The organism is Candidatus Mycobacterium methanotrophicum, assembly GCF_023515995.1.
Classification (GTDB): domain Bacteria; phylum Actinomycetota; class Actinomycetes; order Mycobacteriales; family Mycobacteriaceae; genus Mycobacterium; species Mycobacterium methanotrophicum.
Genome location: NZ_CP097320.1, coordinates 4,428,582 through 4,442,421 on the forward strand (window position 1 = coordinate 4,428,582; position 13,840 = coordinate 4,442,421).

The 13,840-nt window shown below is 65.5% G+C and carries 13 protein-coding genes and 1 pseudogene; 11 read left to right on the forward strand and 3 right to left on the reverse strand.

The window, feature by feature from the left end:
- Positions 1 to 68: 68 nt before the first annotated feature.
- The 9 genes from M5I08_RS23160 to M5I08_RS23200 all read left to right on the forward strand — a co-directional run bounded on the left by M5I08_RS23160 (position 69) and on the right by M5I08_RS23200 (position 7,850).
- Positions 69 to 713: a 5-oxoprolinase subunit B family protein gene (locus tag M5I08_RS23160; RefSeq protein ID WP_219066065.1), complete on the forward strand. Its 645-nt coding sequence runs from the start codon at positions 69 to 71 to the stop codon at positions 711 to 713.
- Between the two features lie 9 nt (positions 714 to 722).
- Positions 723 to 1,646 carry a 5-oxoprolinase/urea amidolyase family protein gene (locus M5I08_RS23165; RefSeq protein WP_219066067.1) on the forward strand — a complete coding sequence of 308 codons (924 nt, stop codon included), beginning with the start codon at positions 723 to 725 and terminating at the stop codon, positions 1,644 to 1,646.
- A 21-nt stretch (positions 1,647 to 1,667) separates the two neighbouring features.
- Entirely contained in the window at positions 1,668 to 2,210 is a 543-nt protein-coding gene (locus M5I08_RS23170; protein ID WP_219066069.1) for a GNAT family N-acetyltransferase, read from the forward strand.
- Between the two features lie 51 nt (positions 2,211 to 2,261).
- A complete protein-coding gene (locus M5I08_RS23175; protein WP_219066071.1) occupies positions 2,262 to 3,428 on the forward strand; it encodes a uroporphyrinogen-III synthase in 1,167 nt (388 codons plus the stop codon).
- A 265-nt stretch (positions 3,429 to 3,693) separates the two neighbouring features.
- Positions 3,694 to 3,990 (forward strand): Rv0250c family protein, encoded by a 297-nt coding sequence (locus M5I08_RS23180; protein ID WP_219066073.1) that lies wholly within the window; start codon positions 3,694 to 3,696, stop codon positions 3,988 to 3,990.
- A 74-nt stretch (positions 3,991 to 4,064) separates the two neighbouring features.
- Positions 4,065 to 4,886, forward strand: coding sequence for a succinate dehydrogenase subunit SdhC (gene sdhC, locus M5I08_RS23185; RefSeq protein ID WP_219066075.1), 822 nt, complete (start codon positions 4,065 to 4,067; stop codon positions 4,884 to 4,886).
- A 39-nt stretch (positions 4,887 to 4,925) separates the two neighbouring features.
- Entirely contained in the window at positions 4,926 to 6,839 is a 1,914-nt protein-coding gene (locus M5I08_RS23190; RefSeq protein WP_219066077.1) for a fumarate reductase/succinate dehydrogenase flavoprotein subunit, read from the forward strand.
- Positions 6,840 to 7,586 carry a succinate dehydrogenase/fumarate reductase iron-sulfur subunit gene (locus tag M5I08_RS23195; RefSeq protein WP_219066079.1) on the forward strand — a complete coding sequence of 249 codons (747 nt, stop codon included), beginning with the start codon at positions 6,840 to 6,842 and terminating at the stop codon, positions 7,584 to 7,586.
- Positions 7,587 to 7,688: 102 nt separating this feature from the next.
- On the forward strand, positions 7,689 to 7,850 hold the full coding sequence (locus tag M5I08_RS23200) for a hypothetical protein (RefSeq protein ID WP_249762983.1): 162 nt from the start codon (positions 7,689 to 7,691) through the stop codon (positions 7,848 to 7,850).
- Here the strand turns inward: M5I08_RS23200 and M5I08_RS23205 are convergent, their stop codons facing one another.
- Together M5I08_RS23205 and M5I08_RS27135 are read right to left on the reverse strand one after the other, a co-directional pair.
- On the reverse strand, positions 7,851 to 8,339 hold the full coding sequence (locus M5I08_RS23205; protein ID WP_219066080.1) for a flavin reductase family protein: 489 nt from the start codon (positions 8,337 to 8,339) through the stop codon (positions 7,851 to 7,853). It abuts the gene before it with no gap.
- Between the two features lie 41 nt (positions 8,340 to 8,380).
- Positions 8,381 to 8,566: pseudogene (locus M5I08_RS27135) on the reverse strand (isopenicillin N synthase family oxygenase); the annotation flags it as partial.
- Between the two features lie 230 nt (positions 8,567 to 8,796).
- Here M5I08_RS27135 and M5I08_RS23215 point away from each other — a divergent pair.
- Positions 8,797 to 10,632 carry an acyl-CoA dehydrogenase gene (locus M5I08_RS23215; protein WP_219066081.1) on the forward strand — a complete coding sequence of 612 codons (1,836 nt, stop codon included), beginning with the start codon at positions 8,797 to 8,799 and terminating at the stop codon, positions 10,630 to 10,632.
- Positions 10,633 to 10,989: 357 nt separating this feature from the next.
- On the opposite strand, the gene M5I08_RS23220 is transcribed toward M5I08_RS23215, so the two are convergent.
- Positions 10,990 to 12,345 (reverse strand): acetyl-CoA C-acetyltransferase, encoded by a 1,356-nt coding sequence (locus M5I08_RS23220; protein ID WP_219066082.1) that lies wholly within the window; start codon positions 12,343 to 12,345, stop codon positions 10,990 to 10,992.
- A gap of 126 nt (positions 12,346 to 12,471) precedes the next feature.
- On the opposite strand from M5I08_RS23220, the gene M5I08_RS23225 reads away from it, so the two are divergent.
- Positions 12,472 to 13,836, forward strand: coding sequence for a 3-oxoacyl-ACP reductase (locus M5I08_RS23225; RefSeq protein WP_219066083.1), 1,365 nt, complete (start codon positions 12,472 to 12,474; stop codon positions 13,834 to 13,836).
- The last annotated feature ends 4 nt before the right edge of the window (positions 13,837 to 13,840 follow it).

Consider the following 13,840-nt stretch of genomic DNA (forward strand, 5'->3'; position numbering starts at 1 on the left):
CTAAGGCACCTCTGGCAGTGCTCGAAAATCCCTCGCCGCCACCCAACATCGGGGGTTACCGTCGAGTAATGAGCGTGGCAATGGACCTCTGCGTCGCCGATACCGTTCTCGACTACGGCGATCAGGCACTCCTGCTGCAGTTCGACAGCACTGCTGATGTATTGGCGTGGACGACGGCGCTCCGCGAGGCGGCGCTGCCGGGTGTGCTCGACATCGTCCCGGCGTCGCGCACCGTGCTGATAAAACTCGACGGCCATCGTTATCAGGGCGTCACTCGTCATCGATTGCGCACGTTGCGCGTGGGCCCGTTGGCGATGACCACCGCGCCGCCGGACCAGCGCACGATCATCGACGTCGTCTACGACGGTGCCGATCTCGCCGAAGTGGCCGACCGTACCGGGCTGACCGCCGCGCAAGTCATCAACGCCCACACCGCTACCCCGTGGCAGGTCGGGTTCTGCGGCTTTCCTCCGGGTTTCGCCTATCTGGTTGGTGGCGACCCGCGGCTAGCCGTACCCCGGCGGTCGGAGTCGCGGCCGATGGTCCCGGCCGGTGCTGTGGGCCTGGCAGGCGAATTCACCGGAATCTACCCGCGTCAAGCGCCCGGCTGGTGGCAGCTGATCGGCCACACCGAGGCGGTCCTGTGGAATATCGACCGTCCAAGTCCGGCGCTGCTGACGCCGAGCATGTGGGTGCAGTTCCGAGCGGCATAGGAGACCATCATGGCGACCCTGGAGATCTTGCGCACGGGCCCGCTGGCGCTTATCCAGGACCTCGGACGAGTTGGCCTGGCCCATCTCGGTGTCACCCGATCGGGGGCCGCCGACCGCCGCTCGCACACCCTGGCCAACCGGCTGGTGGCCAACCCCGACGACCGCGCCACCATCGAGGTGACCTTCGGCGGCCTCTGGGCCCGAGTCCGCGGCGGTGCCGTCGACATCGCAGTCACTGGCGCTGACGCCGATCCGCGTGTGGACGGAAACTTATTCGGCTGCAACAGCATTCAGCATGTCCGCGATGGCGGGGTGATCTCGCTGGGCACCCCACACGCTGGACTGCGCAGCTATCTGGCGGTGCGCGGCGGTATCGACGTGACACCCGTGCTGGATTCCCGCAGCTATGACGTCATGTCGGCGATCGGCCCGTTGCCGCTACAACCGGGTGACGTCCTGCCGATCGGCGAACACACCGACGAGTATCCCGAACTCGACCAGGCTCCGGTGGCCCCGATCTCCGAGCATCTGGTGGAGCTGCTGGTGGCGCCCGGGCCGCGGGACGACTGGCTCGTCGATCCCGACGCCGTCGTACACACCATCTGGATGGCTTCCGACCGCAGCGACCGAGTGGGTATGCGGCTGGAGGGACGCCCACTGCAGTACCGGTCGCCCGATCGGGTGTTGCCCAGCGAGGGAGCCACCCGCGGTGCGATCCAGGTACCGCCCAACGGCTTACCGGTGATCCTTGGTCCCGATCACCCGGTTACCGGTGGCTATCCGGTGGTCGGTGTGATCGCCGAGGAAGACATCGACAGGGTCGCGCAGGTCCGTCCCGGCCAATATCTGCGCCTGCACTGGTCGCGCCCACGGGCTGCGGGACCCTGTGGTTACGGCGCTTCAGCTCCGATGGCTTCGATGGTGGAGGGCTAGTCCAGCTGGTAAACCAGCATTGTGCACACCCAGGTACACACCGCCCGACTGGTTCACACCGCCGACCTCCAAGGCGAGGCCCGGCAGCGTGCCTATGAGATGGTCAACGACGCGTTCGCCGGTGAGTTCACCGACTCCGACTGGGACCACGCGCTGGGCGGGATGCATGCCCTGATCTGGCATCGCGGTGCGATCATCGCGCACGGAGCGGTCGTAGCGCGACGCCTGCTCTACCGCGGTGCCGCGTTGCGCTGCGGCTACCTCGAAGCCGTTGCCGTGCACGAAGACTGGCGCGGCCAAGGGCTGGCGATCGCGATACCCGATGCCTGCGAGCAAGTGATCCGCGGCGCCTACCGACTCGGCGCGCTGAGCTCCTCAGACCGGGGAAGGCGGCTTTACACATTGCGCGGTTGGCTGCCGTGGGACGGGCCGACGTCGGTGATGGCGCCTGCCGGGACGAAACGGACTCCCGACGACGGCTCGATGTACGTCCTGCCGGTCGGGATCAGCCTGGACGCCACCGCGGAGTTATCCTGCGATTGGCGCGGCGGCGCCGTCTGGTAACGGTAATCACTCGGTAATGCACCCGAAATCTGTCGGGCATACACACTTCATATGGGCCACCCAGCCGTGCCGCCACTTGCCGGCTATCGGGTGGCGGTCACCTCGGCACGGCGCTCCTACGAGCTTTGCACCCTGCTGCGTCGCGACGGCGCCGCAGTCGATCACGCGGCGGCCATCACGATGGTCACGTTGTCCGACGATGACGAATTGCGCCGCAACACAGAAGCTTTGATCGCCAGTCCGCCCGACATAGTGCTCGCGACCACCGGTGTCGGATTTCGCGGCTGGCTCGCCGCCGCCGACGGATGGCAACTGGCCCGCCCGTTGACCGCGGCGTTGTCCGGCGCGCGGGCAATAGCCCGCGGAGCGAAGGCCACTGGCGCACTGCGCGCCGCCGGCCTGTCAGAGGAGTGGTCGCTGAAAACCGAGTCGTCGCGCGCGCTCGTCCAATACCTGCGGCAGTCCGGCATCGCGGGCGCTCGTATTGCCGTGCAACTGCACGCCGCGACCGACGACTGGGATCCGTTTCCGGAATTTCTCGACGAGCTGCGCTCCGAGGGCGCCGACGTTGTGCCGATCCGGGTGTACCGGTGGAATCCGGTACCAGCAGGCGGCGACTTCGACCAGCTGGTTACGCAGATCACCCAACGACATTTCGACGCCGTGAGCTTCACCTCGGCGCCAGCGGTGGCAGCGACGCTGATGCGGGCCGCCGACCTAGGCATCTCCCACCGGCTACTCGACGCGCTGCGCGCCGATGTGCGGGCAATGTGCATCGGACCGGTCACCGCACAGCCGTTGGCACGCCTAGGGGTTCCCAGCTCGTCACCGCAACGAATGCGATTGGCAGCGCTGGCCAGGCATATCGCCGAGGAGCTGCCCGTGCTGCAGTCACGCACGCTGCAGGCGGCCGGTCACCGTGTCGAGATCCGAGGCTCCTACGTGGTGGTTGACGGCGCGCCCCAGTCGGTCTCCCCGGCCGCGGTGGCGATTCTGCGCGCATTGGCGCACCGTCCCGGCGTCGTGGTCGGCCGCCGGGAACTGCTGCGCACTCTGCCGGGCAGCGCCCACGACCCTCACGCCGTGGACACCGCGGTGCTGCGCCTACGAAAAGCGTTGGGTGACAGGAATATTGTCGCGACTGTCGTGAAACGTGGTTACCGGTTGGCCGTTGACGACAGCGTCGACGCGGCAACTTCTCTGAGGCCGTTCGCTTAGACCGAATCGCCAGCTGACGCTCAAGCGTGGCCGACTCGTGTTTGTCCCGGTAGGCCGGCAAGCGTCGGCAGCCCAGCGGTGCGTACAAACAGCGCCTTCGGGCGCGGACATCGTCCCAGTCGCGGCCCGCTGCGACGATCCGCTCGACCCAGCGGGCCGGGATCTGCGGCAGCGCCACCCGCGCCCGCCCCGAGCAGCCCGCGGGCTGGATATTATCGGTTTGCCGTACTGTGATTTATGACACGTTCACTTCCAGGGAGATCCGTTGTCCAGCGCTACTGAACTCGCCGAACTGCACGCGCTCATCGGTGGCCTGCGGCGGTGCGTGACGTCGTTGAGTTCCCGCTATCGCGATGCTCCGGCGGTGCGTCGCGTGGTCAACGATGTCCAGCGGATCCTCAACGACGTTGAGCTGCTAGACATCGACGCCGGTGAGTTGGATCTGGCCCGGCACATCCTGGAGGAACCGGCGGAGAAAATCGCCATCCCCGACACCCAGTACGACGCCGAGTTCTGGCGTGATGCCGACGACGAGGGTGTGGGCGGCTATGGCCGTTCTTGATTTCCCCCCGCGATGCTGCGCGATGTTCGCTGTGGGTACTCTGCGACGAGGCCACGCGAAGAGGATCCCAATAGATGAGCGCACCCACGGCGGACCGTCCTGCCACCGGAGTTTTTTCACCCACCCGTGCACAGCTGGGCCAACGCACACTACGTACTGACCGGTGGTGGCAGGCACCGCTGCTGACTGACCTGGGGCTTGCCGCTTTCTTGCTCTACGGCTTCGTCCGGGCGATGTGGGGCAGCGCGTACTGGGTCGACAAGTACCACTACCTGACGCCGTTCTACTCGCCCTGCGTCAGCGCCTCCTGCGCACCCGGCGCCAGTCACCTGGGCGTCTGGTTCGGCCACTTCCCGTGGTGGATTCCGTTGGGCAGCCTGGTGCTGCCGTTTCTGCTCGGCTTTCGAATCACCTGCTACTACTACCGCCGGGCCTACTACCGTTCGGTCTGGCAGTCCCCACCGGGATGCGCTGTGGCAGAACCGCATTCGATCTACACCGGTGAAACTCGACTGCCGCTGATTATCCAGAACAGTCACCGCTACTTCTTTTACGTCGCGGTGGTCGTCTCGCTGATCAACACCTACGATGCCATCAAGGCCTTCCATTCGCCGTCGGGTTTCGGTTTCGGTTTGGGCAACGTCATTCTCGTCACAAACGTGGTCCTGCTGTGGATCTACACGTTGTCCTGTCACTCCTGCCGGCATGTCATCGGCGGTCGGCTCAAGCACTTCTCGAAGCACCCGATCCGCTACTGGTTGTGGACCCAGGTCAGCGCCATCAATACCAAGCACATGCAATGGGCGTGGATCACGTTGGGCACCCTCGTACTCACCGATTTTTACGTCATGCTGGTGGCCAGTGGCACCATGCCAGACTTGAGATTCATTGGCTGACAGGCCAATTCATTACAGCAAAGGGTTGAGTGAGGTTTCATGACTGAGGTCGAACGGCACTCCTACGATGTGGTCGTGCTCGGTGCCGGTGGCGCGGGTTTGCGAGCGGTCATCGAGGCACGCGAGCGCGGCCTGAAGGTCGCGGTGGTGTGCAAGTCGCTGTTCGGCAAGGCGCACACGGTGATGGCCGAGGGCGGCGCAGCGGCGGCGATGGGTAATGTCAACTCGAAAGACAATTGGCAGACCCACTTCGGCGACACCATGCGCGGTGGGAAATTCTTGAACAACTGGCGGATGGCCGAACTGCATGCCAAGGAGTCGCCGGACCGGGTCTGGGAACTGGAGACTTACGGCGCGCTGTTGGACCGCACCAAGGACGGCAAGATCAGCCAGCGCAACTTCGGCGGACACACCTATCCGCGGCTGGCCCACGTCGGTGACCGCACCGGCCTGGAGTTGATCCGCTCGCTGCAGCAGAAGATCGTCTCGCTGCAACAAGAGGATTACGCCGAACTCGGCGACTACGACGCGCGGATCAAGGTGTTCGCCGAATGCACGATCACAGAGTTGCTCAAAGACGGGGATGCGATCGCCGGAGCGTTCGGGTATTGGCGGGAAAGCGGCCGGTTCGTTGTGTTCGAGGCCCCGGCGGTGGTGTTGGCCACCGGCGGGATCGGCAAGTCGTTCAAGGTGACGTCGAACTCCTGGGAGTACACCGGCGACGGGCACGCGCTGGCGCTGCGGGCCGGCGCGACGCTGATCAACATGGAGTTCGTCCAGTTCCACCCGACCGGGATGGTGTGGCCACCCAGCGTGAAGGGGCTTCTGGTCACCGAGAGTGTGCGCGGCGACGGTGGAGCGCTGAAGAACTCCGACGGCAGCCGGTTCATGTTTGACTACATCCCGCCGGTGTTCAAGGGCCAGTACGCCGAGACTCAAGAAGAGGCCGACGCGTGGCTGCACGACAACGACAACAACCGGCGCACCCCCGACCTGCTCCCCCGCGACGAGGTCGCCCGGGCGATCACCTCCGAGGTCAAGGCCGGTCGCGGCACGCCGCACGGCGGGGTCTACCTCGATATCGCCTCGCGTCGATCACCCGAAGACATCCTGAGGTTGCTGCCGTCGATGTACCACCAGTTCATGGAGCTCGCCGGGGTGGATATCACCAAAGAGCCGATGGAAGTCGGACCGACCTGCCACTACGTGATGGGCGGTGTCGAGGTCGACCCCGACACCGGTGCCGCGAAGGTCGCCGGCCTGTTCGCCGCCGGGGAGTGCTCCGGCGGCATGCACGGCTCCAATCGGCTGGGCGGCAACTCGCTGTCGGACCTGCTGGTGTTCGGCCGGCGCGCTGGCCTCGGCGCCGCCGACTACGTGCGGGGCCTGCGCAGCCGCCCGACCATCTCCACCGAGGCCGTCGACGCCGCCGCCAAGCTGGCGCTCGAGCCGTTCGAAGGACCCAAAGACGGTTCCTCCGCGGAGAATCCGTACAAACTGCAGATCGACCTGCAGGACACGATGAACGAGTTGGTCGGGATCATCCGTAAGGCCGACGAGATCTCCGAGGCGCTGTCGCGGCTGGAGGAGTTGCGCACCCGGTTCACCAAACTGCAGGTCGAAGGGCATCGCCAGTACAACCCGGGATGGAATCTGGCCATCGACCTTCGCAATATGCTGATGGTCAGCGAATGCGTGGCCCGGGCAGCGTTGGAGCGAACCGAAAGCCGCGGCGGCCACACCCGTGACGACCATCCGGCGATGGAAGCGACATGGCGCAACATTCTGCTGGTGTGCCGGGCAGAGGGCGACACCGCTGTTCCGCACGTCAGCGTCCACCGTCAGGAGCAGGTTGCCATGCGGCCGGACTTGCTGGAGCTCTTCGAGATCTCCGAGCTGGAGAACTACTACACCGACCAAGAGCTGGCCGAGCATCCAGGACGGAGAAGCTAAATGACGTACAACGCGACCATGCGGGTGTGGCGCGGCGACGGGAGCGGCGGCGCGCTGCAGGACTTCACCGTCGACGTCAACGAGGGCGAGGTGGTGCTCGACGTCATCCACCGGCTGCAGCAGACCCAGACCCCTGACCTCGCGGTGCGGTGGAACTGCAAGGCCGGCAAGTGCGGATCGTGCTCGGCGGAGATCAACGGCAGGCCGCGACTGATGTGTATGACGCGGATGTCGACTTTCGCCGAGGGCGAAGTTGTCACCGTGACACCGATACGGACCTTCCCGTTGATCCGCGATCTGGTCACCGACGTGTCGTTCAACTACGTGAAGGCGCGTGAGATCCCGTCGTTCGCGCCACCCAAGGGCCTGCAGCCCGGCGAGTACCGGATGGCACAGAAAGACGTCAACCGTTCCCAGGAGTTCCGCAAGTGCATCGAATGCTTCCTGTGCCAAAACGTCTGCCACGTGATCCGTGACCACGAGGAGAACAAAGAGGCATTCGCCGGCCCGCGCTACCTGATGCGCATCGCAGAGTTGGAGATGCATCCGCTGGACACGCTGGACCGGCGCAACCAGGCGCAGGAAGAGCACGGCCTCGGGTATTGCAACATCACCAAGTGCTGTACCGAAGTCTGCCCCGAGCACATCAAGATCACCGACAACGCTCTGATCCCGATGAAGGAACGCGTCGCCGACCGCAAATACGATCCCGTGGTGTGGTTGGGCAACAAATTGTTCCGTCGGTAACCAGCCGCAGGTGTTAGCCTCCGGGTGATCCGGGTATCCGACCGGGTGCCCGAAGTGAGCGGGGTTGGCGGCCCCGCCCTACGATCCCGAAAGGCGATGGCCATGGCTTTAGAACAATCCGCCAGCATCAGCGACATTCGATCGGCGATCCGCGAACTGTCGCTGCGCGCGGACATTGCACGCAAGGAGGGCCGGGAGCAAGACGCTGCGGAACTCGAGCGTCGCGCCCAGGCTTACCGAGAGGAACTCAGCAAGCGCCCCTGACTAGGCATCCAGGCGGCGGAAAACGCTGCGGTGAAATACGATTGGCGCCACATCCGCGTCGATTTGAACATCGCTGACCCGAAGTACCACGATCGTGTGGTCCCCGGCGGGAACGAGTCGCTCGATTGCGCTTTCCAGCCAGACGCTGGTGCCCTTGATGAAAACCGCGCCACTGCTGTTGGAGACTGTCTCCAAGCCGGCGAACCGATCTCCCGTTTTGGCGGCGAGAGTCCGCGCGGCTTCGTCGTGAGCCTCGCCTAGAACACTGATCCCCAGGGCAGGCAGGCTTCGCAACTTCGGCCATGTTGCCGAGGTGTTCTGCACGCAAAACGACACCAATGGTGGATCCAGCGACACCGGGACAAAAGTGCTGGCCGCCAACCCCTCTCGGACTCCGTCGACCTCGGCGGCGATGGCGATCACGCCGGACGGAAAATGGCCAAAGGCTTCTCGCAGTGATGACGGCGTCAGCTTATCGGGTGTGCTCACCGGGCTTCATTCGCATCGATGGGAGTTATGCAGTACTGACCCTACCCGCCCGATGAGTCGCCATGCGCGGCGGCGACGTCGGGGTGGGCCCGCAACCTGCTCTTCCAGGCGTTGCGGCCGTAGACCGCGAAGACGGGATCGGACGGGTCGGCGCCGGGCTCGAGCGCGCCGCCGCGCGCTGACGTTCCGGCAGTTGGCCCGGAAGGGCGGCGCAAGTCCACTCCCGGTAGCCCAGTGACCGCCGGCACAGTTGCGATCTATCCATCGTCGGCGCAGGTAAACAGCTATGCCACCGTCCCAATCGGCGCGGACCCAACTAGTTGGTTAATTAGACAATGAAATTTAGCCCACACTCGGTTGCGTCCGGTTACTGATGGGTATAGTTTAGCGGTGTTACTGGTGGGTAACTTAGCCTTTAGTACCCAACCAAAGTGGCGTTCTCATCGAGGAGGAACCAGTGAGCCACTATAAGAGCAACGTCCGCGACCAAGTATTCAACTTGTTTGAGGTCTTCGACGTTGACAAGTCGTTCGGCGAAGGCGCGTTCAGCGATCTAGACGCCGACACCGTCCGCGAAATGCTGACCGAGATGAGCCGACTGGCCGAAGGCCCGGTCGCCGCGTCTTTCGTCGACGCAGACCGCAATCCCCCGGTCTTCGACCCCGAGACGCATTCGGTGGCGCTGCCCGAGAGCCTCAAAGAGTCGGTACGTGCGGTCATCGAAGCCGGGTGGGACAAAGTCGGCCTCGACGAGGCGCTGGGTGGCATGCCAATGCCCAAGTCCGTCCTGTGGGCGCTGCACGAGCATCTGCTCGGCGCCAACCCGGCGGTGTGGATGTACGCCGGCGGCGCCGGGTTCGCCCAGATCTTCTACCACCTGGGCACTGAAGAGCAGCAGAAGTGGGCCGTGCTGGCCGCCGAGCGCGGCTGGGGCGCCACCATGGTGCTCACCGAGCCGGACGCCGGCTCGGACGTCGGCGCTGCCCGCACCAAGGCAGTCCGGCAAGACGACGGCTCCTGGCACATCGACGGCGTGAAGCGGTTCATCACCTCGGCGGACTCCGGCGACCTCTTCGAGAACATCTTCCACCTGGTGCTGGCCCGTCCCGAGGGCGCCGGGCCGGGCACTAAAGGCCTGTCGCTGTTCTTCGTGCCCAAGTTCCTGTTCGACTTCGAGACCGGCGAGCCTGGTGAGCGCAACGGCGTCTTCGTCACCAACGTCGAGCACAAGATGGGCCTGAAGGCCTCGGCCACCTGTGAACTGGCCTTCGGTCTGCACGGCGTTCCGGCCAAGGGCTGGCTGGTCGGCGAGGTGCACAACGGCATCGCGCAGATGTTCGAGGTCATCGAGCAGGCCCGAATGATGGTCGGCACCAAGGCCATCGCGACGCTGTCCACCGGCTACCTCAACGCTCTGGCTTACGCCAAGGAGCGCGTGCAGGGCGCCGACCTGACCCAGATGACCGACAAGACCGCGCCGCGGGTCACCATCACGCATCACCCCGACGTGCGTCGCAGCCTGATGACCCAGAAGGCCTACGCGGAGGGTTTGCGTGCGCTGTACACCTACACCTCGACCTACCAGGACGAGGCGGTGGCCAAGGCCGTACACGGTGTGGACGCCGACTTGGCGGTCCGGGTCAACGACTTGATGCTTCCGGTGGTCAAGGGTGTCGGCTCCGAGCAGGCCTACGCCAAGCTCACCGAAAGCCTGCAGACCTTCGGTGGGTCCGGCTTCTTGCAGGACTACCCGATCGAGCAGTACATCCGCGACGCCAAGATCGACTCGCTCTACGAGGGCACCACGGCCATCCAGGCGCAGGACTTCTTCTTCCGGAAGATTGTCCGCGACAAGGGTGTTGCGCTGGCCCACGTGTCAGGGCAGATCGAGGAGTTCCTCAAGAACGAGTCCGGCAACGGGCGGCTGAAGGCCGAGCGTGCGCTGCTGGCCACCGCCCTGGCCGACGTGCAGGCGATGGCAGCGACGCTGACCGGCTACCTGATGGCCGCCCAAGACGACATCGCCAGCATCTACAAGGTAGGCCTGGGCTCGGTGCGCTTCCTGATGAGTGTCGGCGACCTGGTCATCGGCTGGCTGCTACAGCGCCAGGCCGCGGTGGCCCTGGAGACGCTCGACGCCGGTGTCAGCGACGCCGACCGGGCCTTCTACGAGGGCAAGATCGCGCTCGCCTCGTTCTTCGCGAAGAACTTCCTTCCGCTGTTGACCAGCACCCGCCAGGTGTTGGACACGATCGACAACGAGATCATGGAGCTCGACGAAGCCGCCTTCTAGCCCGACGAGGCAGTCCCGCGCAAGCGGGAGGCGCCCCCGGCAAAGGCCCCCCGTTCCATTGTGAAATGGGGGGCCTTGCGTCTGCTGGCGCCCGGAAAGCTCTGGCCCGACAGGACTTTGCGCTACTGGGCCCGATCCGCTACTGGGCCCGATCATGGAAGAGCCTCAGCCAGGCAGCAGCCGCCGCGGGATCCCAGGTTCCGCCGGCGGGCCCAGACCAGGCTGGCGGCCGATCAAGGAAGCCCCGCGCTGTCATCGGGTCGGGGGTCGGACAACAGCACGGAGCTATCCAACTCGTCGGATACCCGCAGGGTGTTGTTACTAAACGGCGCCGACCGCCCGCGCCGGACTCGCGTATCAGGCTTCCATGATGGCGACAACGCCCTGGCCACCTGCCGCGCAGATCGAGATCAGCCCGCGCACCGGCTTGGCCGAGCCCCCCTGCTCGGCCTTAGCCGCCGCCAGTTGCTTGGCCAGCTGCGCCAGAATCCGCCCGCCGGTAGCCGCGAACGGGTGACCGGCGGCCAGCGACGACCCATTCACGTTGAGTTTGGACCGGTCGATGGGCCCCAGGGCGGCAGCTAAGCCCAGCCGCTCCTTGCAGTATTCCTCTGACTCCCAGGCCTGTAGGTGCGCCAGCACCACCGAGGCGAACGCCTCATGGATTTCGTAGAAGTCGAAGTCGCCAAGGCTGAGCCCATTGCGCGCCAGCAAGCGTGGCACCGCGTACGTCGGCGCCATCAGCAGGCCATCGGCGCCATTGACATAGTCGACCGCCGCGGTCTCGGCGTCCACGAAGTAGGCCAGCGGCGTCAGCGAGTGCGCGGCGGCCCAGTCTTCGCTTGCCAGCAACGCCACCGAGGCGCCGTCGGTCAACGGCGTCGAGTTGCCGGCGGTCATGGTGGCGTCGCCGGCCTTCACGCCGAACACCGGCTTGAGTTTGGCCAGCTTGTCCACCGACGCGTCCGGCCGCAGGTTGTCGTCGCGGTACAAGCCCAAAAACGGGGTGACCAAGTCGTCGAAGAAGCCGCGGTCGTAAGCGGCGGCCATGTTGCGATGGCTGGCGACGGCCAGCTCGTCCTGGTCGACCCGCTTGATGCCCATCTGCTTGGCGGTGATGGCCTGATGCTCGCCCATCGACAGTCCGGTGCGTGGCTCGCTGTTCACCGGAATATCCACTCCGAGGCTGGCCGGAAGCTTGCCGACCAGCTTCAGCCGCTCGACGTTGGACTTCGACCGCCGCAGTCCCAGCAGGGTGCGACGCAGGTTGTCGCCCAAGCCGATCGGCGCGTCTGAGGTGGTGTCCACCCCGCCGGCGGCGGCAACCTCGTAGCGGCCGGAGGCGATGCCATCAGCCGCGGCAATCGCCGCCTGCAGCCCCGTCCCACAGGCCTGTTGAATGTCGAACGCCGGCGTGTGGGACGACAGCGCCGAGCCGAGCACGCACTCTCGCATCAGGTTGAAGTCTCGGCTGTGCTTGAGCACCGCGCCGCCGATCACCGCGCCCAAGCGTTCACCGGCCAGACCGAATCGGTCGACGAGTCCACCCAGGGCGGCAGTGAACATGTCGTGATTGGACGCCTCGGCGTAGGCGCGGTGCGAGCGCGCGAACGGAATTCGGTTGCCGCCGAGCACCGCGACACGCCGCGTCGAGCGTGTCCCGTCGGTGTTGACCTTCGGCTGCGAACGTGCAGAAAAACTCTCAGAAGCCACGCTTATCTCCGTCAGTTGGGGTTATTCAGCCATAGAGGTCATACTACCCACTGTTCTTACTCTAGAGTAAGTTCGCTCTCGATACGGTAGTCGACAGATGACCCGCTCGATATGGAAGGCAGCTCAGTGGCCCCGAAGGTTTCACCCGATCTATTCTCCCAAGTCGTCAACTCCGGGCCCGGCTCGTTTCTCGCCAAGCAACTCGGCATCCCACAGCCCGAGCCACTGCGGCGCTACCGGGTCGGCGATCGGCCGCTCGCCGGCTCGCTGCTGATCGGCGGCGCGGGCCGAGTGGCGGAGCCGCTGCGTGCGGCGCTGAACAAGGACTACGACCTGGTCGGCGCCAACCTCGGCGGACGCTGGGCCGATTCGTTCGGCGGGCTGGTGTTCGACGCCACCGGCATCGCCACGCCGGCCAAGCTGAACGCGCTGCACGAATTCTTCACCCCGCTGCTGCGCAACGTGGGCGCCTGCGGTCGTGTCGTCGTCGTGGGAACCACTCCCGACCAAGCCCCCAGCACCGACGAGCGGATAGCGCAACGGGCGCTGGAGGGCTTCACCCGCTCACTGGGCAAGGAGCTGCGTCGAGGCGCCACCGTCGCGCTGGTCTACCTGTCGCGCGACGCCAAACCGGCCGCCACCGGCGTGGAGTCCACTCTGCGGTTCATCCTGTCGGCCAAATCGGCCTACGTGGACGGGCAGGTGTTCTACGTCGGTGCGGCCGACTCCACTCCACCGCCCGACTGGGACCGGCCGCTGGACGGCAAGGTCGGCATCGTGACCGGCGCCGCACGGGGAATCGGCGCGACGATCGCCGAAGTGTTCGCCCGGGATGGGGCCCGCGTCGTTGCCGTCGACGTGGACGCCGCCAGCGAAGCGCTGGCCGAGACTGCCACCCGCGTCGGGGGGACTGCCCTGACTCTCGACGTCACCGCAGATGATGCGGTCGAGGCGATCACCGAGCATCTGCGCGAGCACTACAACAGCCGGGCTGACATCCTGGTGAACAACGCCGGTATCACCCGCGACAAGCTGCTGGTCAACATGGATGACGCGCGCTGGGACGCCGTTCTCGCCGTCAATCTTCTTGCGCCGCAACGGCTTACCGAGGGCTTGGTCGGCAACGGCAGCATCGGCGACGGCGGTCGGGTGATCGGGCTCTCGTCAATGGCCGGTATCGCGGGCAACCGCGGGCAGACCAACTACGCCACCACCAAGGCGGGCATGATCGGACTAACCCAGGCGCTGGCACCCGAACTCGCCGAGAAAGGCATCACGATCAACGCCGTTGCGCCGGGCTTCATCGAAACCCAGATGACCGCGGCCATCCCGCTGGCCACCCGTGAGGTCGGCCGCCGCCTGAACTCGCTGTACCAGGGCGGGCAACCGGTGGACGTGGCGGAGACCATCGCCTACTTCGCCAGCCCGGCCTCAAACGCTGTCACAGGTAACGTCATTCGTGTCTGCGGCCAGGCCATGCTGGGCGCGTAGCTGA

Excerpts from the sequence above, each read along its gene's own strand:
- M5I08_RS23195 (WP_219066079.1), top strand. The coding sequence starts at position 6,840 with ATGACGTACAACGCGACCATGCGGGTGTGGCGCGGCGACGGGAGCGGC.
- M5I08_RS23190 (WP_219066077.1), top strand. The coding sequence starts at position 4,926 with ATGACTGAGGTCGAACGGCACTCCTACGATGTGGTCGTGCTCGGTGCC.
- M5I08_RS23200 (WP_249762983.1), top strand. The coding sequence starts at position 7,689 with ATGGCTTTAGAACAATCCGCCAGCATCAGCGACATTCGATCGGCGATC.
- M5I08_RS23165 (WP_219066067.1), top strand. The coding sequence starts at position 723 with ATGGCGACCCTGGAGATCTTGCGCACGGGCCCGCTGGCGCTTATCCAG.
- sdhC (WP_219066075.1), top strand. The coding sequence starts at position 4,065 with ATGAGCGCACCCACGGCGGACCGTCCTGCCACCGGAGTTTTTTCACCC.
- M5I08_RS23175 (WP_219066071.1), top strand. The coding sequence starts at position 2,262 with ATGGGCCACCCAGCCGTGCCGCCACTTGCCGGCTATCGGGTGGCGGTC.
- M5I08_RS23160 (WP_219066065.1), top strand. The coding sequence starts at position 69 with ATGAGCGTGGCAATGGACCTCTGCGTCGCCGATACCGTTCTCGACTAC.